The 22,557-nt window shown below is 69.0% G+C and carries 22 protein-coding genes and 1 tRNA gene; 10 read left to right on the top strand and 13 right to left on the bottom strand.

All coding sequences use genetic code 11. From position 1 onward, the window contains the following. Window positions 1–17 precede the first annotated feature (17 nt). Entirely contained in the window at window positions 18–2,564 is a 2,547-nt protein-coding gene (locus LOS78_RS13955; RefSeq protein ID WP_230377172.1) for an NAD-dependent epimerase/dehydratase family protein, read from the top strand. Then, window positions 2,557–3,624 (top strand): sodium:calcium antiporter, encoded by a 1,068-nt coding sequence (locus tag LOS78_RS13950; RefSeq protein ID WP_230377171.1) that lies wholly within the window; start codon window positions 2,557–2,559, stop codon window positions 3,622–3,624. Before LOS78_RS13955 ends, LOS78_RS13950 begins: the two co-directional genes overlap by 8 nt. Before the next feature lie 234 nt (window positions 3,625–3,858). On the opposite strand, the gene LOS78_RS13945 is transcribed toward LOS78_RS13950, so the two are convergent. From LOS78_RS13945 to LOS78_RS13925, 5 genes are all read right to left on the bottom strand, one after another. Then, entirely contained in the window at window positions 3,859–4,296 is a 438-nt protein-coding gene (locus tag LOS78_RS13945; protein ID WP_028712468.1) for a CBS domain-containing protein, read from the bottom strand. Window positions 4,297–4,755: 459 nt separating this feature from the next. Beyond that, window positions 4,756–5,673 (bottom strand): calcium-binding protein, encoded by a 918-nt coding sequence (locus LOS78_RS13940; protein ID WP_230377169.1) that lies wholly within the window; start codon window positions 5,671–5,673, stop codon window positions 4,756–4,758. 743 nt (window positions 5,674–6,416) lie between these two features. Continuing rightward, window positions 6,417–6,492: transfer RNA gene (locus LOS78_RS13935), tRNA-Ala, on the bottom strand. Window positions 6,493–6,812: 320 nt separating this feature from the next. Further along, window positions 6,813–7,787 (bottom strand): glutathione S-transferase family protein, encoded by a 975-nt coding sequence (locus tag LOS78_RS13930; RefSeq protein WP_230377167.1) that lies wholly within the window; start codon window positions 7,785–7,787, stop codon window positions 6,813–6,815. Window positions 7,788–7,856: 69 nt separating this feature from the next. Continuing rightward, the gene (locus LOS78_RS13925) at window positions 7,857–8,300 is read right to left on the bottom strand and encodes a co-chaperone YbbN (protein ID WP_230377165.1); all 444 of its coding nucleotides are present in this window, start codon (window positions 8,298–8,300) and stop codon (window positions 7,857–7,859) included. 66 nt (window positions 8,301–8,366) lie between these two features. Between LOS78_RS13925 and LOS78_RS13920 the strand changes: the two genes are divergently transcribed. Both LOS78_RS13920 and ald read left to right on the top strand, forming a co-directional pair. After that, window positions 8,367–8,714, top strand: coding sequence for a metalloregulator ArsR/SmtB family transcription factor (locus LOS78_RS13920; protein WP_230377164.1), 348 nt, complete (start codon window positions 8,367–8,369; stop codon window positions 8,712–8,714). A 249-nt stretch (window positions 8,715–8,963) separates the two neighbouring features. Further along, a complete protein-coding gene (gene ald / locus LOS78_RS13915) occupies window positions 8,964–10,082 on the top strand; it encodes an alanine dehydrogenase (protein WP_230378522.1) in 1,119 nt (372 codons plus the stop codon). On the opposite strand, the gene LOS78_RS13910 is transcribed toward ald, so the two are convergent. Beyond that, complete coding sequence (locus LOS78_RS13910; RefSeq protein WP_230377163.1) at window positions 10,054–10,779, bottom strand: Crp/Fnr family transcriptional regulator; 726 nt, start codon at window positions 10,777–10,779, stop codon at window positions 10,054–10,056. The two genes, ald and LOS78_RS13910, sit on opposite strands and share 29 nt — an antisense overlap. A 143-nt stretch (window positions 10,780–10,922) precedes the next feature. Between LOS78_RS13910 and LOS78_RS13905 the strand changes: the two genes are divergently transcribed. The 6 genes from LOS78_RS13905 to LOS78_RS13880 all read left to right on the top strand — a co-directional run bounded on the left by LOS78_RS13905 (window position 10,923) and on the right by LOS78_RS13880 (window position 15,746). Continuing rightward, window positions 10,923–11,987, top strand: coding sequence for a hypothetical protein (locus LOS78_RS13905; protein ID WP_230377162.1), 1,065 nt, complete (start codon window positions 10,923–10,925; stop codon window positions 11,985–11,987). 246 nt (window positions 11,988–12,233) lie between these two features. Further along, window positions 12,234–14,000: a tetratricopeptide repeat protein gene (locus tag LOS78_RS13900; protein ID WP_230377161.1), complete on the top strand. Its 1,767-nt coding sequence runs from the start codon at window positions 12,234–12,236 to the stop codon at window positions 13,998–14,000. A 132-nt stretch (window positions 14,001–14,132) separates the two neighbouring features. Further along, window positions 14,133–14,498, top strand: coding sequence for a hypothetical protein (locus tag LOS78_RS13895; protein ID WP_230377160.1), 366 nt, complete (start codon window positions 14,133–14,135; stop codon window positions 14,496–14,498). Next, the gene (locus LOS78_RS13890) at window positions 14,414–14,659 is read left to right on the top strand and encodes a hypothetical protein (RefSeq protein ID WP_230377159.1); all 246 of its coding nucleotides are present in this window, start codon (window positions 14,414–14,416) and stop codon (window positions 14,657–14,659) included. Before LOS78_RS13895 ends, LOS78_RS13890 begins: the two co-directional genes overlap by 85 nt. Next, window positions 14,656–15,201 (top strand): hypothetical protein, encoded by a 546-nt coding sequence (locus tag LOS78_RS13885; RefSeq protein WP_230377158.1) that lies wholly within the window; start codon window positions 14,656–14,658, stop codon window positions 15,199–15,201. The genes LOS78_RS13890 and LOS78_RS13885 overlap by 4 nt, the downstream gene beginning before the upstream one ends. Then, window positions 15,198–15,746 carry a hypothetical protein gene (locus LOS78_RS13880; protein ID WP_230377156.1) on the top strand — a complete coding sequence of 183 codons (549 nt, stop codon included), beginning with the start codon at window positions 15,198–15,200 and terminating at the stop codon, window positions 15,744–15,746. The genes LOS78_RS13885 and LOS78_RS13880 overlap by 4 nt, the downstream gene beginning before the upstream one ends. On the opposite strand, the gene LOS78_RS13875 is transcribed toward LOS78_RS13880, so the two are convergent. The 7 genes from LOS78_RS13875 to LOS78_RS13845 form a co-directional block, all read right to left on the bottom strand. Then, entirely contained in the window at window positions 15,718–17,043 is a 1,326-nt protein-coding gene (locus LOS78_RS13875; RefSeq protein WP_230377154.1) for a hypothetical protein, read from the bottom strand. The two genes, LOS78_RS13880 and LOS78_RS13875, sit on opposite strands and share 29 nt — an antisense overlap. A gap of 54 nt (window positions 17,044–17,097) precedes the next feature. Beyond that, complete coding sequence (locus LOS78_RS13870) at window positions 17,098–17,760, bottom strand: hypothetical protein (RefSeq protein ID WP_230377153.1); 663 nt, start codon at window positions 17,758–17,760, stop codon at window positions 17,098–17,100. A gap of 78 nt (window positions 17,761–17,838) precedes the next feature. Continuing rightward, window positions 17,839–18,021 (bottom strand): hypothetical protein, encoded by a 183-nt coding sequence (locus tag LOS78_RS13865; RefSeq protein WP_230377152.1) that lies wholly within the window; start codon window positions 18,019–18,021, stop codon window positions 17,839–17,841. Window positions 18,022–18,377: 356 nt separating this feature from the next. Next, window positions 18,378–20,273, bottom strand: a complete 1,896-nt coding sequence (locus tag LOS78_RS13860) for a sigma-54-dependent Fis family transcriptional regulator (protein WP_230377151.1) — start codon at window positions 20,271–20,273, stop codon at window positions 18,378–18,380. 80 nt (window positions 20,274–20,353) lie between these two features. Continuing rightward, window positions 20,354–21,427 (bottom strand): 2,3-butanediol dehydrogenase, encoded by a 1,074-nt coding sequence (locus LOS78_RS13855; protein WP_230377150.1) that lies wholly within the window; start codon window positions 21,425–21,427, stop codon window positions 20,354–20,356. After that, window positions 21,424–21,768, bottom strand: a complete 345-nt coding sequence (locus tag LOS78_RS13850) for a carboxymuconolactone decarboxylase family protein (RefSeq protein WP_230377149.1) — start codon at window positions 21,766–21,768, stop codon at window positions 21,424–21,426. The genes LOS78_RS13855 and LOS78_RS13850 overlap by 4 nt, the downstream gene beginning before the upstream one ends. Beyond that, window positions 21,765–22,553: an SDR family NAD(P)-dependent oxidoreductase gene (locus LOS78_RS13845; protein WP_230377148.1), complete on the bottom strand. Its 789-nt coding sequence runs from the start codon at window positions 22,551–22,553 to the stop codon at window positions 21,765–21,767. Before LOS78_RS13845 ends, LOS78_RS13850 begins: the two co-directional genes overlap by 4 nt. Window positions 22,554–22,557 lie beyond the last annotated feature (4 nt).

The following is a 22,557-nucleotide window of genomic DNA, read 5'->3' as shown; positions in this document are numbered from 1 at the left end:
TTTTCGGGAGGATGACAATGCCAAATGACGAATCGAACCGCCCGACGGTCCTGATCACCGGAAGCTCGGGGTTTCTGGGAGAGGCCATCGCCAGGGGCCTGCGCGACCGCTATCGCGTCATCGGCCTTGACGTCGCGCAACCGAAGCATCCGATCCAGGGCGTGGAGACGGTCGAGATCGACCTCACCTCGGACGAAAGCGTCGAGGGCGCGGTGCGGCAGGCGGCCAGCAAAGCCGGCGGGCCCATCGCCTCGGTCATCCATCTGGCCGCCTATTACGACACGACCGGCGAAGACAATCCCAAATACGAAGCCGTGACGGTGCAGGGCACGCGCCGGCTGCTCCAGGCGCTGAAGGCGGTGGGCGCCGAGCAGTTCGTCTTTTCCAGCACCCTGCTGGTGCATGCGCCGAGCCCCGGCAAGGGCGTGCGCATCGACGAGGATTCCCCGCTGGATCCGCCCTGGGCCTATCCCCAGTCGAAGGCCGATACCGAAGAGTTGATCGCCCGCGAGCGCGGCGACGTCAGGACGGTGATCCTGCGGCTCGCGGGCGTCTACGACGAGGACTGCCGGGCCGCCTTCGTCGCCCAGCAGATCGCCCGCATCTTCGAGCGGTTGCCGACGGCCTATCTTTTCACCGGCGATCTGACTGCGGGCCAGCCCTATCTTCACAAGGACGACCTGGTCGGCGCGATCATGCGCACCGTGGATCGTCGCGCCGCGCTTCCCGAAGAAACGGTCATGCTGATCGGCGAGGAGGAGACGCCGTCCTACGAGGAGATGCAGAAGCGCATAGGCCGGCTGATCCATAACGAGGAGTGGCGCACGCTCAGCCTGCCCAAGGGCATGACCAAGGCCGGCGCCTGGGTCCAGACCGAAGTTCTGGACGAGGAAACCGACATCAAGCCGTGGATGATCGAAAACTCCGACGATCACTACGAGATCGACATCTCGCGCGCCCGCTCGCTGCTTGGATGGGCGCCCAGGCACAGCCTGACCGGAACGCTGCCCGAGATGATCCGCAGGCTCAAGCAGGACCCCACGGACTGGTATGAAAAGAACAAGCTCGACCCCTCCGCGGTCGCCGCGTCGCAGCCGGAACTGGATCAGGCCAAGGAACGCCTTCGGCAGCCGCTAGAACGCAGCCTTGATCAGGTCGAGAAGGCCGTCGAGCGGCATCGGTTCTGGACGCTCTGGGCGCCGATGGCGAATGCGGCGCTGGGCTTGTGGCTGATGGCCGCGCCGATGACGCTCGGGCTCTTCGATCCGGTCTCGGCGACGTTGCCGCCCGCGCTCGGCCACGAGATCGCCGAACCGCAGGTCCGGAACATGCGGCTCGGCATCAGCGAAATCCTGTCCGGCCTGCTCATCGCGGTTCTGGCGCTGGCGGGCATGGCGCGCCGCCGCCGCTGGATGCAATGGGCCACCGCCGCCGTCGGGCTATGGGTGATGTTCGCGCCGCTGGTGTTCTGGACCACCAGCGCGGCCGCCTATGGTCTGGACACGCTGGTCGGCATGCTGGTGGTGGCCTTCGCGGTGATGATCCCGCCGACGCCCGGCATCAGCCGCCGGGCGCTGGCGGCCGATGACGACCGGCCGCTGGGCTGGAGCTATTCGCCCTCATCCTTCACGCAGCGCATTCCCATCGTGGCGCTGGCCTTGGTCGGGCTTTTCGTCTCCCGCTATCTCGCCGCCTACCAGATGGGACATATAGACGGGCTGTGGGATCCGTTCTTCGGCCCGGCAGAGGCCTCGGCCCGCAACGGCAGCGAGGCCGTCGTGACCTCCTGGGTGTCGAAAGGATTTCCCATCGCCGACGCCGGGCTCGGCGCCTTCGCCTACGCCGTCGACATCCTGGCCGGGGCCATCGGCGACCGGCGCCGCTGGCGCACCATGCCGTGGATGGTCTTCCTGTTCGGCCTGCTGATCATCCCGCTCGGCGTGGTCAGCGTGTCGTTCATCATCATCCAGCCGCCGCTGATCGGCGCGCTTTGCACGCTCTGCATCATCCAGGCGGCCGTCACGGTCGTCCTCATTCCCTACTCGGTCGACGAGGTGCTGGCGACAGCCCAGTATCTCTGGCGTGCCAAGCGGGCGGGCGAGCCGTTCTGGCGCACCTTCTGGAAGGGGGGGCCGGCTCTGTCCGAGAACCAGACGCCCGAGCCCGATCTGAACCGTTCCGCAGGCGCGTTCCTGAAGGATTTCGTGTTCGGCGGCGTGACCTTTCCCTGGACGCTCACCGCCAGCGCGGCGCTCGGCGTCGTGCTGATGGCGACGCCCCTGATCTTCGGAACGCAGCCCCCGCTCTATTTCAGCGACCATGTCGTCGGCTGCCTCGTCATCATGGTGGCTGTCACGGCCATGGCCGAAGTGGTGCGCGCGGTGCGTTTCCTCAATGTTGCGCTCGGCGCCTGGATCTGCGCCTCGCCGTTCCTGCTGGGCGGCGGGTCGGGCGCCGCGACCGCTGCCGAGATCGCGATGGGCATCGCCTTGATCGGGCTGAGCCTGCCGCGCGGCGCGCGCAGCGACGAGCATTACGGCGGTTGGGACCGGGCAATTGTCTGAACTGCTCGATTTCGGCGGCCGCTCCGTCTGGTTCAATGTCACGCTGTTTGCCGCGGCGGCCGCGATCGTCTGGATCGCCGGAACCCGCATGGTCCGGCTGGTCGATCGCCTGGCCGACCGGACCGGAATGGGAAAGGGCTTTGCGGGAATGCTTCTGCTTGGCGGCATCGTCTCGCTGACAGAGATATCCACCGTCTCGACTGCCGCCTTCACCGGAAGCCCGCTGCTGGCGCTCAACAACCTTCTCGGCAGCGAGTCGATCAATCTCTTTCTGCTTGCCGCCGTCGATCCGCTGACCGGCCGCGAGGCGCTGACCTCCTTCATCGCCAAGCCCGCGATGCTGTTCCAGGGAACGATGGGCATCGTTCTTCTGGCCTTCACGGCCCTGGCCATGGCCGTCGGCGACGTCCTGGTCTTCGGGGTCGGCCTTTGGTCGTCGGCGCTTTTCCTGCTCTGCCTGGGGGCGTTGTGGATGTCCGCCCGCTACGAACATCGCAAGGTCTGGACCGTCCAGGACCAGACCGAAAAACCGGGCGACGAATCCGGGGACGACGGTGGGCCGGATCGCGACAAGCATCGCCAGGAACGTCTCGGGCCTCTCTGTCTCAAGCTGACGGCCCTGGCGGGGGTCATCCTTCTCGCCGGCCTGTTTCTTTCCCTGACCGGGGACGCGCTGGCCGAGCAGACCGGCCTCGGCGCCAGCTTCGTGGGATTCCTGCTGGTTGGCATCTCGACCTCGCTGCCGGAGCTGAGCACCATCACCGCCGCGCTGCGCATGAAGCGCCATGAAATGGCGGTCGGCGACATCCTGGGCTCCAATGTCTTCAACCTGCTTCTCGTCTTTCTCACCGATGTCCTTTATGTCGGCGAGCCGGTGTTGAATCAGGTAGGGCGGTTCGAGATCGTCGCCAGCCTGCTGGCGATCGTCATGACAGGCATCCTGCTGCTCGGCCTGCTGGAACGGAGAGACAAGACCGTCCTCGGCATGGGTTACGATTCGGCCGCGATGCTTGCGGTCTTTCTCGGCGGCGTCGCGATCCTCTACGGCTTCGGGGGCTGAACAGCGGCTGGCCCTTGGCCGCGAAGTTTCCTTGGCTGTTCCCCTGGCCTGCACCTGTGAGCGACCGGCTGATTGTCACGCGGCTGCGACCGGCCGGTGCAAGGCCGACTTTGGCCTTGGAGGCAAGCACGGGGCCAGCCTGCGCCTGCATTGCGGGGCTACTCGCCGGGAGCTTGCGGGAGGGTCGCTGACCGACAAGAGGCCAAGGCCGCAAGGGTCCGCCCTGAATGTGCGCTATTGCGCGGTTTGAGAATGCTCGCCCCCCGGCTCCGAGATGTCGCTCAAAGCCTCGCCGGCTTCCGCCACCTCGCCGTTCCTCGCGAGGTCGCCCAGAGAGATGATCCCGACCAGCCGCTTGTCACGATTGAGAACAGGCAGGCGCCGCACCTGCAAGTCTCCCATATTCTCCAGGACTTGCTCGACTTCTTCATCCTCGAAGCAATATCTGACCTCCGAGCTCATGACCTCGCGCACCTTTGTGTCAGGCCCTTTCCCCATCGCGACGCCGCGGATTACGATATCGCGATCCGTGATCATGCCGACCAGCCGGTCATCGTCGCCCACGGGCATCGCCCCGGCGTCGATCTGCCCCATCATCTGCGCTATCTCGCGAATGGTCTGTTCAGGATTGGCGATTCTCACTTCCGCCGTCATGCAGTCGCTGACTTTCATGGCAACCTCCCATCAGTTGCAAGCTCGGATCGATGTTGAGCGGGGAAAACGAAACCTCAAGGGTATTGTTCCATCACATCCGGCCAGCTCTTCGGATGTCGCTCGCACCTGGCGAGAATCGATAGCGAAAGAGCCATTCGCTCAGCCACATCCGCTAAGGGTCTTCAGCGTGCCGTCAGGCGCGCGACGCCATTTCCGTCACGGCCGGTTCCGGAATGCGGCGCAGGAGCCAGGAGGATCGATCCCGACGGATCGCAGCCGGTGCGCAACGAATGCGAGGGATCCTCGGGGACCGTAGCGCATCATTCACGGAGATCGCAGGGGCGGGACAAGGCAGGGGCGGGGACTGCAGGAGGGATGCGATTGGCACCCCGCACAGCTCGCCCCATGCTGGACCCGCTTGATGCGGGTGATCTCCGAACGTCCGCGCATCCTGACGTGACCAGGCTATGGGGGCTGCTAGAGGATGAAACTGTCCTCGGTCAATGTGCGCAGGTCGCTCAGAATGACCGACAGGTCGGCTGCCCCGTCGCCATCGGCATCGGCGAGCACGACCAGATCGGACCCGCTGACCTCATATCTCAGCTCTCCCGCGTTCCCGGAGAATGCCTCCTGCCCGATAAACTCGAAACTCTGATTGCCGTCCATGGTCTGATCCGCGTCGATCCGCGACAGGTCGATACGGTCGCTGGTGCTGAGGTCGGTGATGATGTCTTCGTGGCCCGGCCGGCTTTCCGCAAGGCGGTCTATCCTGATCTTGTCGTGACCGTTACCCGTGGTGATGTGGTCAGCCCCGTAGCCTCCCACAAAGGTATCGTTCCCGCTCCCTCCAGGCATTTCCTCCCAGCCGTCCAGAGTATCGTTGCCGCCCCTGCCGGATAACAGGTCGTTCCCCACGCCTCCCCTGAGGCTGTTCTCGCCTTCGCTGCCGACCAGTATGTCAGCGTCGGGGGTTCCCGAGAGATTCTCGACGCCCGACACCTCGTAATCATAGATGATGCCGGTATGCGGCGACCGGACGGAGACCCGCCCCTCTTCCAGATTCGCGAAAGCCCCGTCGCCGTAGACCGAGAACATGTCCACGCCCGCGCCGGCCGCGATCACGTTCCCGGCGCCGACATTGTTGTTGTAGAACGTATCGTCCCCGGCCCCTGTGGTGAAGGCATTTCCACCGCCGAAGAAGCTGATGGAATGGCTCGTATCGCCACCTTGCACCGTATCGTTCCCGTCCGAGAAGTTGACTGCCACATAGCGGGCGGAGATCTGCGTCACATCCACAAAATCCCTGCCGTTCAGCATGTTGATTCTATAGGTGTCGTCGTCGCCTGCGACGGTCAGGCGGTCGTTCCCGTCTGTTCCATGGATCGTGGTGGCCATGATCGTGTCTCCTCAATGCGTCAACGGGCAAGAAGGCCCGGAGCAAGGGAAGGGTTGCACCTCTCGGCGCCGCCACCAACCCCTCTGCCGGTAGTCGGCGGAGACCCGACAATCGCTCTCTGACCCATAGGCATTTTCCCGCCAGTCATGGGGGATCGGACAAGCAGGAGGCCAGCGCCAGGGATGCCTCACGATGCCTGTCCAGAGGGCTCTCATCGCTTGATGGCCGTAAATTTCACGAACTCGGCCAGCGCCGCCGTGATCGAGACGGGCGGCTTGTCCATTGCACCGTGAAGGGCAGAGGCTTCCGCCAGAGGCGTGAAGGTCCCATCGGAGCGGACAAGCGCCTCAAGCCGCGTGAGCAGGTTGTCAATCGACCCGGCTGCCAGTTCCGCTGCCGGGCGGTAAGGAAACTCGCGTGCCTGCGCCAGCTTCCGCGCCGCCTCATAGGCGGCAGCCGCATCATCGGCTTGCCCGGTTCCCCATGGGCCATGACCTCGGCCTCTGCGGCCTTGATCCTCGCCTCGCGTTCGGAGGCGGTCCAGAGCGTCCGCGTCACCTTCTACCGGGGATCGGCATGGGCGAACCTTTTGGAGCACCCGTTTCACGATTTACCAGTGCGGCGATCCCGGGTGATATCCATCGCCCTGCCTCATGTTCCGGGATTCAAGAGCGATTTCAAGGGCGCGGAAGGCGAATATGCAGTAAATTCTGGAGGTTTCGCAGTCGCATAGCGGCTGAATTGGTGGAGCCAAGGGGAGTCGAACCCCTGACCTCTTGAATGCCATTCAAGCGCTCTACCAACTGAGCTATGGCCCCACCGGAGGTCTCGGGCGGCGTCTCCGGCGCCCGTGTGAGGCGTCGTATAGGAGGGCGCGTCGGCGGGCGCAAGCGGAAAAATACAGCCGTCGGGAAAATTTCTCGGGGCCGGCGCAGCGCCCTTGAAAGACCCGGTTCTGCCCCGGAAATCACCTCCTTCCGGCCTCCCATTCCGGCCGGGCCCTGTTCGGCCTGCTCGTCATCCTCCGCGCGGGCGCCGATCGACATCTCCAGATCCAGGAACGGCGACCGGCGCGATTATCGCGTGGCTGGTGCGGGCAGACTTGTCAGTCCAGGGGAAAACCCTGCGGCGCCTCGTCTCAACCCCGGCCGTGCGGCTCCTCCCAGTCGATCAGAGGATTGATCGGGACGATGCGATGCGGGTTTATCGTGACGTGGCTGTAATGGTAATGCCGCACGATATGGTCGAAATGCACCGTCTCGGCGACGCCCGGCCATTGGTAAAGCTCGCGCGTCCAGCCCCAGAGGTTCGGATATTCGCGCAGCCAGCGGCGGTTGCATTTGAAATGCGTGTGATAGACTGGATCGAAGCGCAGCGCGGTGGTGAAAAGCCGCCAGTCCGCCTCGGTGATCCGGTCGCCGCACAGGTAGCGGTTGGCGGCCAGATGGCCCTCGAGCCAGTCCAGCGTTTCGAACAGCGGTTGCACGGCCTCGTCATAGGCCGCTTGCGAGGTGGCGAATCCGGCCTTGTAGACGCCGTTGTTCACCCGGTCGTAGATGCGCTCGTTCATCGCGTCGATGCGCTCCCGCAGGTCGGCCGGGCAATAGTCGTCGCGATTGCCGGTCAGCCCGTCGAAGGCGGAATTGAACATGCGGATGATCTCGGCGCTTTCGTTGCTGGCGATGGTGCCCTGGGCCTTGTCCCACAGCACCGGCACCGTCACCCGGCCCGAAGCCTTCGGATCCACCTTCAGGTAGATGTCGCGCAGGTAGGGCAGGCCGAACAGCCGGTCTCCGGTCGCGCCGGGGAAGTCGGTGGCGAAGGTCCAGCCCTCGGACAGCATGTCGGGATGCACGGCCGAGACGTCGATATGCGGCGCCAGCCCCTTGATCGCGCGAAAGATCAGCGTGCGATGCGCCCAGGGGCAGGCATAGGAGACATAGAGATGGTAGCGCCCGCTTTCGGGGCCAAAGCCGCCCTTGCCGCTGGGACCGGGGCTCCCGTCCGGGGTGATCCAGTTGCGATAGGCGGTCACGCTGCGCTGGAAACGTCCGCCGCTGCTTTCCGTGTCATACCATTCGTCATGCCAGATGCCGTCGATCAGTTGGCCCATGTCGTCCTCGCCCGTCTTGTTCCGGCCTCCAGCTTAACCGAGCGTGCCGCCGCGGCAACCGCGCCGCCCTCAGCCGCGTAGCCGCGCCTGGGCCCAGCCGGCGATCGAAGCCGCGTCCATGGCGCCGGATTGCCGCGCGATCTCGCGCCCGCCGCGATAGAGAAGCAGCGTCGGGATGCCGCGGATGCCAAGGGCGGCGGCGGCCTGTGGCTCGGCCTCGGAGTTCAGCTTGATCAGCCGCATCGCCGGTTCCAGAAGGGCGGCGGCGCGGGCGAATTCCGGCGCCATCATCCGGCAGGGGCCGCACCAGGGCGCCCAGACATCGACCAGAACCGGGATCGAACTGCGGCCGATCTGGCGCTGGAACATCCGTCCGTCCACCTCGGCCGGCTGGCCGGAAAACAGCGCCTTCCGGCATTTGCCGCAGCGCGCGGCGGCCGGATCGCGCGCGGGCGGCAGGCGGTTTACCGCGCCGCAGGCGATGCAGACGATCTGGCTGTCCGGGCCGGACATGGTCGAACCTCGTTGTTCCGGGCGGGCAGCTTGACCATATATTCGGAATCGTGTAGGTATGCAAGAATGACCAGCGACACCCAGCCAGACTGCTCCCGACCCGATGCTGCCGGGATCGACCCGGAGGCGATGCGCGCGGCTGCGGCCGAGGCCAGCGAGTTCCTGAAATCGCTGGGCAACCAGCACCGGCTGATGATCCTTTGCGCGCTGAGTTCGGGAGAAAAGTCGGTGGGCCAGCTTGCCGCTTTCCTGGGCATCCGCGATTCGACGGTCTCGCAGCATCTGGCGCTGCTGCGCCGCGACCGCATCATCGCCGGGCGCCGGGACGGGCAGGTGATCTGGTATCGCATCGAAAGCGAGCCGGCGCGGCGGGTGATGGCGGTGCTTTACGCCAGTTTCTGCACCGGCGCCTGATCGCCGGCCGAGGCCGCCGCTCTTCCTCCGCATCGATTCGGGCATTCCGCGCGCCGCGGGGCCGGAAACGGGGGCGGCATTGCGCCAATCGGCTTGACGATGGAAGGATCTTCGATTCTTCTCGCCATCCGGAGGGTCCTGTTCCGTTCGGGCGCGCCAGCCGGGGCCATCTTCGCAACAGCTTGCGGGCCAAGCAGGCAGACTGGTCGCGCACCCGCACCGAAACCAGCGCGAGGAGAGGAGATGAGCATGAAGATCGGCTGCCCCAGGGAAATCAAGCCGCAGGAATTCCGCGTCGGCCTGACGCCGGCCGCCGCCGCCGAAGCCGTGGCCCACGGTCATCAGGTCCTGGTCGAGACCGATGCCGGGCTGGGCGCCGGTTTCGCGGATCAGGACTATCTGGCCGCCGGGGCGCAGATCGCGCCGGACGCGGCCTCGGTCTTTGCCGCCGCCGACCTGATCGTCAAGGTCAAGGAGCCGCAGCCCCAGGAACGCGCCATGCTGCGGCAGGGGCAGGTGCTCTTCACCTATCTGCATCTGGCGCCCGATCCGGCGCAGACCCGCGACCTGCTCGACTCGGGCGTGACGGCCATCGCCTATGAGACGGTGACGGATGCGCGCGGCGGCCTGCCCCTGCTTGCGCCCATGTCCGAGGTGGCGGGGCGCTTGGCGCCGCAGGTCGGCTCATGGGCGCTGCAAAAGGCCAATGGCGGGCGCGGCGTGCTGCTGGGCGGGGTGCCGGGGGTCCGGCCGGCCAATGTGCTGATCATCGGCGGCGGCGTGGTCGGCGCCGCGGCGGCGCGGGTCGCGGTCGGCATGGGCGCGAACGTGACGGTGATGGACCGCTCGCTGCCGCGGCTGTCCTGGCTGGACGACCTGTTCATGGGCAAGCTGACCACCCAGCACGCCAGCGCCGCGGCGACCGCCGAGCTGATCCAGACCGCCGACATGGTGATCGGCGCCGTGCTGGTGCCGGGCGCGGCGGCGCCCAAGCTGGTGTCGCGGGCCCAGCTGGAAACCATGCCGCGCGGCGCGGTGCTGGTCGATGTCGCCATCGACCAGGGCGGCTGCTTCGAGACCTCGCGCCCGACCACCCATCAGGACCCGATCTACGAGGTCGATGGCATCGTCCATTACTGCGTCGCCAACATGCCCGGCGCGGTGGCGCGGACCTCGACCCAGGCGCTTGGCAATGCCACGCTGCCCTTCCTGCTGGCGCTGGCCGACAAGGGCTGGCGGCGCGCGCTGGAACAGGACCCGCATCTGCGCGCCGGGCTTGCCACGCATGAGGGGCGGCTGACCTCGCCGCCGGTGGGCGAGGCGCTGGGGCTGGCGGCGGTCACTCCGGACGAGCTTCTGGCGGGCTGAACGCGGGCGGGGCGGCCGTTTCGGCGGCCTGCGGGAACAGTGCCTCGGGGCGCAGGATGCGCAGGAAGCGGCGGCCGCTCTCGATCACGCCCTCGCGGCCAAGCTTGGCCAAGTTTCGGCTGATCGCCTCGCGGTTGGCGCCGACGATATTGGCGATCTCGGCATGGGTCGGCAGGTCGCGCAGCACGCGGCCGCGCTCAAGCCCGCCGCGCTCCAGCGCGATGCGCAGCAGATAGGCGCGCAGCCGCTCCTCGACGCTGAGCGAGATCAGTGCATGCACCCGGTCGGTCAGGCCGTGGATCTGGCGCACCAGATGGCCCATGATCGCCTGTCGCACCGAGGGATGGGTCCCGATCAGCTCCAGCAGCAGCGCGCCGGGCATCTCGAACAGCGTGCAGGCGCTGCGGGCGTAAAGCGACAGCGAGCGCGGGCTGCCCGACAGCACCGACAGCTCGCCGCAGGCGCAGCCGGGCCCGATGTCGCTATAGACGATCTCGCGCCCGGCCTGCGTCCAGTGCACGGCAAGCACGCGGCCCGACAGCACGAACAGCACCGTATCGCCCGGATCGCCGCGCTCCAGGATCAGCTGTCCCTGGTCGAACTGCCGCCGCCGCAGGGCGGCTTCGATCGGGGCCAGATCCCACGGCGTCAGCCCGGCAAACCAATCCAGATCGCCCAGCCCCAGCGTTTCCGTCATCACCCGCGCCCTGTTCCGGTGTCATGGCCTCGATCCGGCCGGTTGCAGGTCGAATATGCCGGCTCTGTGCGTTCGCGCACTGATTGTGGCCGATCGATACGGCAGGAGCAAGGCGCAACCATGACAGCCCGAGAGCCGCCGCAATGTCCAAGCCGCCATGCACAGCCGTCCATGCCCCCGATCTTCCGGCCCTGACCGGGGCGGCCCTGCATCGGCTGGCGATGACGGCGCTGCTTTTGCAGGTCCGGGCCGGCTTGCAGGGCGGGCAGCCGCGCCCCCTCTGCGGGCGCGGCACCGGCGCCATGGAGGGCGCGGCCGCCAAGGCCGAGGCCGATCTGCGCGCCATGTCGCGCTATTGCCTGGACCATCTGCTGCCCCGCACCCGCAGCCTGCTGGTCCAGGCCGGGACGCTGGCCCGCGGCCTGGCCGCGCCGCCCTGCGACGCCGCGCAGCTGCCGGCGCTGCTGAAGGCCGCCGCGGGCGATCTGGATCGCTGCCGCTCCATCCTGCGCGGCCATACCCGCACCGCGCCGCGCGGCGCCGGGATGATCCGGTTCAGCGCGCAGCGGCTCTGGGGCGCGCTGGCGGCCGAACTGCACCGGACCGAGGGCGCCGACGGGCCGATGATGCAGGCCTGCACCCGCATCGAGGAACTGGCCCAGAAGCTGGCGGCGGCGGTCGAGGCGCTGCTGGAAGCCGGGGCCGAGATGTCCTTGGCGCAGCGTCACCGGCTGGGCCGGGCGCTGATCGGCGCCGCGGCGCGGGCGGCGGCGGGGAACTGGCGCGGCGAGGCGCTGCTGGGGGCGGCGGGGTCTCATGCCGGCCGACTGTCGCGGCCGGCCGCGCTGCTCGACCGGCTGGAATTGGACTATCGCGGGCTTCGGGCCGGCAGCGTTCCGGTGGCGGCGGCGCTGGCCATCGCCACGCAGGCCAGCGCGCAATCCGCGGTCGCCGCCCGGCTGGAACAGGACCTGCAAGAGCTGGACCGGCTGCTGGGCGGACTGGCCGCCGATTACCGCGCCATGGTCAAGCTGGCGCAGCGGGGGCAGGGCAGGGCGGCGGTGCTGCGCCGGCTGGAGCTGGATGCGCCCGCCTGGGGCGAGGCGGCCCGCGCCCTTGCCGAACCGCTGGCGCTGCTTGGGCCGGCCGCCGAAGCGCCCTCGCAGCCGGGACCGACGCCTGCGCCCCCGCCGATGGCGCGGGCCTGACTGGGCGATCCGACAACGGCAAGGCGGCGTCGCTTTCGGCCCGGCCGGTCCGGCGCGCACCGCCGGCGCGATCCCGGTTCCGGCCGGCTGCTCTGCGCGCGGCGGCACCCGTTCGGCCGGTTCCGCCTGTCGGGGAGCCGCCCGCTTCCGGGGTTTCCGCACTTGACAGTTCAGTTCAGGGCGGATTTCACGGTCTCCGGCAGGCATTGCCGCCATGCAGGAAAGCCGGGAGCCGATGTCAGGGTGATGAGCGCGCAGTCCGATCTGTCCGGTCCCCGGCTGCTCACCGTGCTTTATGCCGATGTGCAAGGCTATACCGGGCTGGTCGAGCGGGACGAGGCCGGCACCGTCGCCCGGCTGGCGCGCTCGCTGCGCCTGATCCGCCGGCTGGCCGGCGATTATGGCGGCTCGGTGGTGAATACCGCCGGCGACGGGCTGGTGGCGGTTTTCGAAAGCGTCCACCAGGCGCTGCATTTCGCGCTCGAGATGCAGCAGGAACTGTCGCAGGACGCGGCCTGGACCGGCGGGGCCGAGCCGATCGCCTATCGCATCGGCATCTCCATCGGCGAGGTCTTTGCCGGCGACGACGGGGTCTATGGCCACAGCGTCAACCTGGCCGCGCGCATCCAGAGCTTCGCCGCGCCCGGCGGCGTCTGCATCACCGAAGCGGTCTATCGGCTGGTGCGCGGCCATCCCGACCTGGTCCTGCGCTCGCTGGGGCGCAAGCGGCTCAGGAACATGACGGCGCCGGTCGAGATCTATGCGGTCGGGCTCGCCTCGGCGGCGGCGGGGCCCCGCGCGATCCCTGCCGCGCCGCCGCCTGCCGCCGGGACGCTGGCCTTGCCCGATGCCTCGCTGGCGGTCTTGCCGCTGGAAAACCTCTCGGGCGACCCGAACGACCTGCATCTGTGCCGGGGCCTTGCCGCCGATCTGATCACCAGCCTCAGCCGGTTCCGGCACCTGATGGTGATTGCCCGCCATTCCGCCTTCCTGGCGGCGGCCGAGGTCGCGTCGCTGCGCGAGATCGGCCGGCGGCTGGGGGTGCGCTATCTGCTCGCCGGCAGTTTCCGGCGCGTGGACAGCCGCATCAGGATCACCGCGGACCTGATCGAGGCCGAGACCGAGAACACGCTCTGGTCCGAACGCTACGACGGGGCGATGGCGGGCATTCTCGACATCCAGGACGATATCGCCGCCACGACCGCCGCACGCGTCGCCCTGCGCATCGAGGCGGCCGAACGGCGCCGGCTGGCCGAGCAGACCCATCCGGCGCTTTACGCCTATGGGCTGGTGCTGCGCGGGCTGGAACTGGACTTCCGCTTCCGTCCCGAGGCGAACCTGCACGCGCGCCGCCTGTTCGAGCAGGCGCAGGAGCTCGATCCGCTCTATGGCCGCAGCTATGCGGCGATGTCGCGGACCTTCAACGTGGAATGGCGCTACAACTGGAGCAGCGATCCGCAGACGGCGCTGGACCGGGCGCTGGACCTGGCGAAGCGCGCGGTGGAATGCGACGGGTTCGACGCGCGCGGCTTTTCCGAGATGGGGCTGGCGCATCTTTACAAGAAGCAGCACGCCGAGGCGACGTCGGCCTATGAGCATGCGCTGGCGCTGAACCCCAACGACGCCGACCTGCTGGCCTATACGGGGGATTGCCTGGCCTATGTGCGGCAAGGCGAAAGGGCGGTGCGGCTGATCCGGCGGGCGATGCGGCTGAATCCCTATCACCCGGACGCCTATCTGTGGTTCCTGGGTGACGCCCATTTCCACATGGGCGAATATGCCGAGGCCATCGAGGCGCTTTCCCGCATGCGCGACGGTTCCGAGGCGCATCGGCTTCTGGCCGCCAGCCACGCGCTGCTGGGCCAGATGGACGAGGCCCGCCACCATGCGCGCGAGGTGATGCGCGTGCACCCGAACTTCACCATCGCGCATTGGCGCAAGGTGCCGCCGCTGCAGCATCCCGAGGATCTTGAGCTTTATGTCGATGCGCTGCGCATGGCCGGGCTGCGCTGAACCGGGGCGGTTTTCCGGCCGGATTCCGCCGACCCGGCCGCCCGCGTCTTGAGCTTGCCCGGCGGCTTGCGCCTTAATTCCCGCATGACGGGTAAGCGACGGGCCTCTCTGCTGCGGCGTCTGAGGGTGCGCATGGCCGCCTCGATCGGGGTCGCGGCCGCGGTGCTGCTCGGCCTTTGGCTGAAGGTCGAGGAAGCGCGGGCGCCGCAGGAGCCGCCTGCGGTGGCGCTGGGGCAGCCGGTCGATCTGGGCCGGACCGAGATCACGCCGCTGTCGCTTTCGCTGGCACCGCCGGAACGCGAGGGCGAGCCCCGGCGGCTGCTGTTGCGCGCCCGGCTGCTGAACCTGACCGGAGAGACCCAGTCCGCCGTCTTCGGCTTTCCGCGCACCCGCCCGAACTGGCTGCCGCAGGCGTGGCCTGGCCCGAGCCGGAGGTCACGCTCGACCGCGACGGCGAGCTGCTCTGGCACCTGCAGCCGCGGCTGGCCGAGCGGGTGACGCTGGCCTGGCGGGTGCCGCCGGGCTGGCAGCCCGGGCCGGTCTCGCTGACCTTCCAGCGGCAGACCTTCAAGCTCAGGGACAATCTCTATGGCAAGTCGAGCTGGCTGCTGTTCCAGCCCGCCGGCCGCATGGCGACCACGCCCGAGGGGGCGCCATGACCCGGGCGGGGCGCGTCCTGATCGTTCTGGCCGGGGCGGCGCTGCTGGGCGCCATGATGCAGAGCGCGCCGGATTACGACAGCACCGTGCAGCCGTTCCGCAGCCCTGTCGCGGCCGGCGAAACCGGCGAGGCGCGCAGCTTCCGGGCCCGCTTCACCGGCATGCGGCTGGCCGAGCGCATCGCCTTTCGCCGCTATGGCCGCGATCTGGTCCGCGACAGCGACGGCCTGTTCCTGATCGCCGAGATCGAGGCCGAGGCCAGGCTGGCCTCGCAGCGCCTCGACGCGGTCTGGCAGGGGGCGAGCGGGCGGCGCTATGCGCTGTCGCACCGCGCCGAGGACATTCCGCGCGGGCTTGAAAGCCGCTGGTTCCAGCCCGGCCTGACCGACCGCGCCATCGCCGTCTTCGAGCTGCCCGAGGACGAGGTCGCGGGCGGGGCGCTGGTGCTGACGGGCAGCGCCAGCGCGGTCTTCGACAGCGCCCTGCACCTCGCCCCGCCGGCCTTGCCCGAGCGCCAGCCGATCATCCGGTTCGCGCCATGAAACACCTGCTGTGGATCATCCTTGCCGCGGTGCTGCTGCTTGCCAATGTGGTGGTCGCCGGCTGGACCGAGATCGCCGACCTGCGCCGCGCGCGCGAATGGCAGGTGACGCAGGCGGGCGGGGCGGCCGAGCTGCGCGGCGTGCATGTCCGGGTCGATCAGGTCTGGGCGGGAACCGCGCCCAACCTGCCCGAGCGGGCGCTGGTCCTGGTCCGTCTGGCGCTGCGCGGTCCCGAGGCGGCGCGGCATGGCTGGGCCGGCTGCGATGTCGGCCTGCGCGACGCGGCTGGCCGGCAATGGCTGCCGCTGACAAGCGCCGATGCCGAAGGGGCGGTCCGGGTGATCGCGCCCGATGGCGAGAACATGGGCCGTTGCAACCCCTTGTCCCATGACGCGCCGCCCGAGGGGCAAGAGATCCTGTCGGACCAGCTTTTCCTGGTGCCGGCCGAATTGCTGAAGGGGGCGCGGCTGCGCGTCTCGGCCCTGGGAACGCGGCCCGAGGCGCTGGAATTCCCGGTCAGGCCGGTGCTGCGCGATCTGCGCTAGCGGCCCGGGTCGCCTGCGCCCGCCCGGCCAGCTCCAGCCCGGCGGCGAGGATGCAGAACTGCAGGACGCAGACCAGCACCCCGTCCTGCTGCTGGCCCGGCGCACCGAACAGCAGGTTCAGCGGATATTGCGCCAGCTGCCAGACCCGCAGGTCCTGCGGCCCGATCAGCTCGGCCAGCCCGATCCAGGCCCAGCGGCCCGCCCAGTCGGCCAGCCGCCACAGCACCAGCACCGAGACGGTCAGCGAAAACCCCGCCGATCCGGCCAGCAGCACGCCGTTTGCCACCGCATGCCAGCGCCTGACCAGCCCGGCCCAGAAATGCCCGAGAAAGTCGGTCAGCGGTTTCGGCAGCCCCTGCCAGCGGTCCAGCACCTTGCCGGCCGAGCGCCGCGTCTCCTCGGCCATGAGGTTCAGGTCGTGGCCGTAGACGATGGCACCGAGGTTGAACCAGATCAGCGGCAGCAGCGCATACCAGAACAGCCGCACCAGCCAGGGCCAGGGCTGGAAGGCGGGCGGCCAGTCCACCGGGCGGCGCGCGGCATCGACGACCTCGGCCGCGGCGGGCGGGAACAGGCTCTGCCACAAGGCGCCGGGCGAGGGCAGCTGGGCCAGCCATGCGACGAAGCCCTCCTGCCAGCCCGCGATGACGTAAAGGCCCAGCACCGCCCAGCTCGCCTCGCAGGCGACGACCAGCAGCGGCCAGATCCCGGCCTCGCTGCGCTTGTGCATGGCCTTTGCGCCGCGCCGGATCGCCCAGATCAGCAGCACCGCCGCCACCACCCACAGCGTGCTTTGCACCTCAAGCGCGGTGGGCGCCCGTTCGGGCGAGACCTCCGTGAAGTCGATGCGCTCCATCGAGGTCGAAAGGAACGCCTTGGAATAGTCGCGCAGCGTGTTCCCGAGCAGGCCCCAGCCGGCATAATAGCCGTAAAACGGGATCAGCGCCGCCAGAAGCGCCCCGGCCAGCATGCCGATGCCGGGCCGGCCGTCGGCCGCCTCCGTTCCGGCGGCCGGCGCCTCGCGGCGGCGTCTTGCGCGAAAACGCAGCACCGGCAGCCCATCGCGCAGGATCACGAACATGGCGACGAACAGCACCAGTTGCAGCAGGATCACCGGTACCAGCGCGATCAGCCCGGCCAGCCGGTCGGCGAAGCCGATCTCGACCGCCAGCATCATCAGCAGCGCGCCGAGCAGGGTGCCGGCGAGCCAGGTGGCGGCCAGCACCGCGCCGTAGTTCCGAAACAGCCGCGCCGCCAGCAGGACATGCTGGCGCAGGATCTTCAGGTCCCCGGTCATGGCCGCAGGATCGCAGGATCGCCCGCGCATCGCAAGCCTGGCGCTGGCGGCGGTTCAGGATCGGGCGTCGTCGGCGTGGCGCCCCAGCCCGCCAAGACCCATGCCCACGCCCATGCCGCCGCCGCCCATCGCGGCACCGCCGCCGCCGGTCTTGCCGCCGCCTTCGCCGCGCCCGCCCCGGGACGAACCGCCCTGCTGGCGCGCCGGGCCCTGCAGCGGAATGGTCACGTCCCCGGGCACCGGCGCCAGGTCCAGCGCCTTGCGGATGAAATCGCGCAGCGAGACGACCAGCTCGGCGGTATGGATCGGCCGGCCAGCGGCCATTTCGGCCGCGGCATGGCTGGCCAGGCGGACCTGTTCCTCGGTGCCCAGCAGGATGATGTCGGACAGCGCCGCCTCGACCGCGTCGCGGATGCGGCGGGCGCGGTCCGAGCCGCCGGCCTCTTCCGCGCCGGCGGTCTGGGCCTGCTGCCGCAGGTCGCGCAGATGCGCCGGATCGACCAGAAGCTCGCCGGTGAAAGAGCCGCCGAGCACCTTGTAGGCCGCGATCAGCGTGCGCAGGCGTTCGTTGATCTGGCGGTTCATGCGCTGCTGGCGCTGCTGGATGGTCAGCAGCATCAGCACCCGGATGCCCACGCCGATCAGCGTGAACAGCGCAAGGCCCAGCAGCGTCGTCAGGATCCCCTGCCACGAGCTGAAATCGAAATAGCGCATCATCCATCCCCCTTTGGCCCGGCACGGACCTTTATCCCATCGCTTCGGGGCGCTGCGCCAGAGGGTTGTCCGCGCCGCCGGTTATTCCGGCTTGCGGCGCAGGTCCGTCTCGCGGGCGCGCAGATCGGGGGTCGGCTCCTCGCCGCATTCCTCGCTTTCGAAGACCGCGCGCAACTCCGGCTCGCCGCTGCGGAAGGGGGCCTGCCTCGCCCGGTCCAGCGCCTCCTGCAGCGAGCCGACCTTCCAGAGCCAGAAGCCCGCCACCAGCTCCCTGTCCCGGCGAAAGGCCCGTCGAGCACCGCCGGCCCGGCGGCGCCGAAGCGGATGCGGTGGCCGCGGCTGCTGCGGTGCAGCCTCTCGCCGGCATCACCCCGTCTCGGCAAGCCTTTCGTTGAAGCGGGTCATTTCCTCCAGCTCCCGGGCGGTCGGCATCACGCCGGCCTCGCTGTCCTCGTCGGCCCTGACCAATGCCATGGCGCGCATGATCGTCTTCTTTCTTCGATCGCAGCGGATGCAAGGGCCAACGCATGGCCGGCCAGCACGGGAACCGACATGCGGGCCCGATTTTTTTCGCTCCGCTCCTTTCGGATATTCCGGCGGCCGGGCCAGGAACCGGGCGGTCAGCCAGCGGCCGGGCCACCTCTTGGATCCTCGTCTAGGCCAAGCCTGCGCATGCGGCGATAGATCGTGCTGCGGTCCACCCCCGCCTGCCGCGCCACGGCCGAGATATTGCCCTCGCATTCCGCGATCAGCCGGCGCAACCCGGCGCGTTCGGTCCCGTCGGGGCCGGGTCGGGCGGTCGCCTGCGCCGCGCCGATCTCATCGGGCAGATCCTCGGGGCCGACCGTGGCGCCGTCGCAGAGCGCTGCGCAAAGCGTGCAGAGATTGACGATCTCGCGCACATTGCCGGGCCAGTCATGCGCCAGCAGCAGCGCCATGGCCTGCGAAGAGAAGCGCGGCTTGCCCTCGGTCGCGGCGGCGATGCGGGCGATCAGCCATTCCAGGTCTGCCCGCGCCCGCACCGGCGGGATGTCCAGCACCAGCCCGTTCAGCCGGTAATACAGGTCCTGCCGGAACCGCCCCTCGGCCACCAGCCCGGCCAGGTCGCGATGCGAGGCCGAGATGACCCGGATGTCCACCGGCTCGGCGCGGGTGGCGCCGACCGGCAGCACCTCGCGCTCGGACAGCACGCGCAGCAGCCGCGCCTGCAGGGCCAGCGGCATGTCGCCGATCTCGTCCAGGAACAGCGTGCCGCCATGCGCCTCGCGGATCAGGCCCTTCTTGCCGCGGGCATGGGCGCCGGTAAAGGCGTTCGGGGCATAGCCGAACAGCTCGCTTTCGATCAGCGCCTCGGGCAGGGCGGCGCAGTTGATCGCCACGAAGGAACCCCGCCTCCGGGACGAGGCATGCATGGCGCGGGCGATGAATTCCTTGCCGGTGCCGGTCTCGCCGCGCAGGATGACGCTGATCTGGCGGTCCACCACCTTGGCGGCGCGCTCGGCCAGGCGCTGCATGGCCGGGTCGCCGCCATGGATCGCGCGCAGCGGCTGGGGCAGGCTGGTCTCCGCGGCCCGGCGCGGCGGCGCGGTGGGCGGCACGGCGCGGGCAAAGATCAGACCGCCGGCCTGCATCTCCAGCGCGCCGTCGACCGGGGCCATGGCGCGCGACAGCTTGGGCAGGTCGTCCAGGTCGCAGGCGAAGATGTCGTCGAAGCGCCGGCCGATCAGCGCCTCGGCCGGCCCGCCGGCCAGAAGCTCGCGCGCGTTGTCGGTCATGCCGCTGATGCGGCCCCCGGCGTCGATGGCGACCGCGGCCATCGGGTCCACGTCCAGGAATTCGGGCGAGGGGTTCAGCCGCAGGATCCAGTCGGCGCGGTGCCGGCGCACCAGATTGGCCATCTCGATGCGGCGGGCGCAGGATTTCATCACCTCCAGCGTCAGCGCCTGGCTCATCTTGTCCTGCGGCGCCTGCAGATGCGACAGGTCCAGCACTCCGATCAGCCCGCCGCGCGTGTCATGCACCGGCACGGCGGTGCAGGACAGCGGCGTCAGCGCCAGGTCGAAATGGTCGGTGCGATGCACGGTGATCGCCCGCCCGGTGGCGAGGCAGGCGCCGACGCCGTTGGTGCCGACATGGCTTTCATGCCATTCCGAGCCGGCGATCAGGCCGGCATGGCGCAGCTCGCGGTCCAGTTCCGCGTCGCCGATGGCATCGACGGTCACGCCGCGCGCATTGGACAGCAGCAGGACATAGCCCATCGTGTTCACGCGGCGGTAAAGGTCCTCCATGCCGTGCCGGGCCATGCCCAGCAATTCCTCGGATTCCTGGCGGTGCTGGCGCAGTTCCTGCTGGGTGACGATGCGCGGCCCGGCATGGCGGCCGGGGTCGAGCTGGTGTTCGTTCACGCAGCGCCGCCACGAGGCCAGCACATCGGCATCCCGGCGCGGCGAGGGTTCGCCCTCGGCCACGCGAATGACTTCAAGGACATGCGTCCCGGTATCCGGCATTCCCCGCATCGGCTCCTCCCAAAGCCCGGCGCGACCATAGCACGGGCCGGGCCGCGCCGGGGCAGAAATCTTGCCGCAGGCGCGGGCCGTCAGCGCGACAGGTCGATCAGGATCTTCAGCTGGCTGCCGGCCGGGTCCAGCAGCGCCTCGAACCCCTCGGCCACCGCCTCGTCCAGCGCGATGCGCTTCGTCACCACCCGCCTGGCCGGGATGGCGCCCGAGGCGATCAGCTCGATGGTGCGCGGCCAGCCATGGGTCGGATAGCACCACGAGCCGCGGATCTCGGCATCCTTGAAGGTCAGCTGGAAGAAATCCACGCTGCCCTTGCCGGGATGCAGCCCGGTCTGCACGATCACCCCCTGCTTGCGCACCGCGTCGAGGCAGGATTGCAGCGCCCGTTCATTGCCGACGCATTCCAGCGCCACGTCGCAGCCGATGCCGCCTTGGGTGCCGGCGCGCACCCGCTCGCCCACATCCTCGCGCGCGGGGTTGATGGCGACGACACCCGGCACCACCTCGGCGGCGAGCCGCAGCCGCGTGTCGTTCACGTCCGACACGAACAGCCGCGTCGCGCCAAAGGCCCGCGCGGTCAGCAGCGCCAGGATGCCGATGGGCCCGGCGCCGGTCACCAGCACCGAATCCCCGGCGGTGATCCGGCCCCGGTCGCAGGCATAGACGCAGACGGCGGTCGGCTCGACCAGCGCCGCCTCCTCGTCGCTCATGCCGTCGGGGATCTTCTCGACATTGTAATCGTTGAGCAGCGCCATCTCGGCCATGCCGCCCGAGACCCAGGACAGCCCGACCAGCGCCAGGCTGCCCGAGAGGTTGTGCCAGCCGCGGTCGGCGAAATGCTCGCCGCCGCGCGGCATGATCAGCGGCTGCACTGCCACCCGGTCGCCGGGCGCCACCTTGGTCACGTCCTCGCCCACTGCCTCGACCTCGCCGCCGAATTCGTGGCCCAGCACCTGCGGGCCATGGGCGCCGGAATAGGGATGCGGTGCGGTCGGAATGAAGATCGGCCCCGAGGCGTATTCGTGCAGGTCGGTGCCGCAGATGCCGACATGGCGGTTGCGGATCAGCACCTGCCCGGGACCAGGCCGGGGCGGTTCGGGAATATCCTCGACCCTAAGGTCCCGCGCGGCATGGAAACGCAAGGCTTTCATGGTGTTCCCCCTTGCAATTCGTCAAAGGCGGCCAGCGCCTTGGCGGCATAGACCGTGCCCGGCCCGCCCGACATCTCGATGGCGACGGCCAGCACCTCCAGCAGTTCCTCGCGGCTGGCGCCGTGGGCCTTGGCCTCGCTGGCGTGAAAGACGATGCAATCCTCGCAGCCGCGCCCGATGGCGACGGCGATGGCGATCATTTCCTTCATGGCGGGGCTGACCTTGCCCTCGCGGTTGGCGGCGAGCATCAGCCCGCGAAAGGCGGACATGGTCTTGCCGTCGGCCTTGTAAAGCGCGGCGGCGCGCGCGTTCATCTCGGCCAGTTTCTGTTTCGCGTTCATGCCAGCACCATCCCTCCATCGACGACCAGGCTTTGCCCGGTCATGTAATCCGACCCGGCCGAGGCGAGGAAGATCGAGACGCCGGCCAGATCCTCGGGGTACGACGGGCGGCCCAGCAGGATGTCGGCGGAAAAGCCCTCGAAAGCCTCGTTGTCGCGTTGGGTCAGCCCCTCGTCCTTGAAGCCCTTGTCGATCAGCTTCCACATGTCGGTCGCCACCACGCCGGGGCAGATGGCGTTGACGCAGATGCCGTGCCTGCCGAAGGCGCGGGCCGCGGCCTGGGTCAGCGCCACCACGGCGAACTTGCTGGCCGAGTAATGCGCCAAGGGCTCGTAGCCCTGCTTGCCGGCGATGCTGGCGGTGTTGACGATCTTGCCGCCGCCGCCCTGGGCGATGAACTGCTTCGCCGCCTCCTGGATGCCGATCAGCACGCCCATGGCGTTCACGTCCATGACGCGGTGCCAGTCGTCCTCGGTGATGTCGTTGAACGGCTTGACCTGGGCGATACCGGCATTGTTGAACATGGCATCCAGCCGGCCATGTTCGGCGACGGTTCGGGCGATCAGCGCGCGCGTGCTGGTGCGGTCGGTCACATCGACGGCAAGGCCGATGGCCTGCCCGCCGGCTTCGCGGATCTCGGCGGCGGTGGTTTCGGCGGTATCGGCGGCGATGTCGGCGATCACCACCCGCGCGCCGGCCTGCGCCAGCCCCTCGGCGATGGAGCGGCCGATGCCGCGGCCCGCGCCGGTGACGATGACCACGCGGCCTTCGACGGAATTGCTCATCTCT

Source organism: Paracoccus sp. MA (genome assembly GCF_020990385.1).
In the GTDB taxonomy this organism is placed as follows: domain Bacteria; phylum Pseudomonadota; class Alphaproteobacteria; order Rhodobacterales; family Rhodobacteraceae; genus Paracoccus.
Note: the sequence above shows the minus strand (reverse complement) of the source record. Positions and strands in the feature narration are given on the sequence as shown.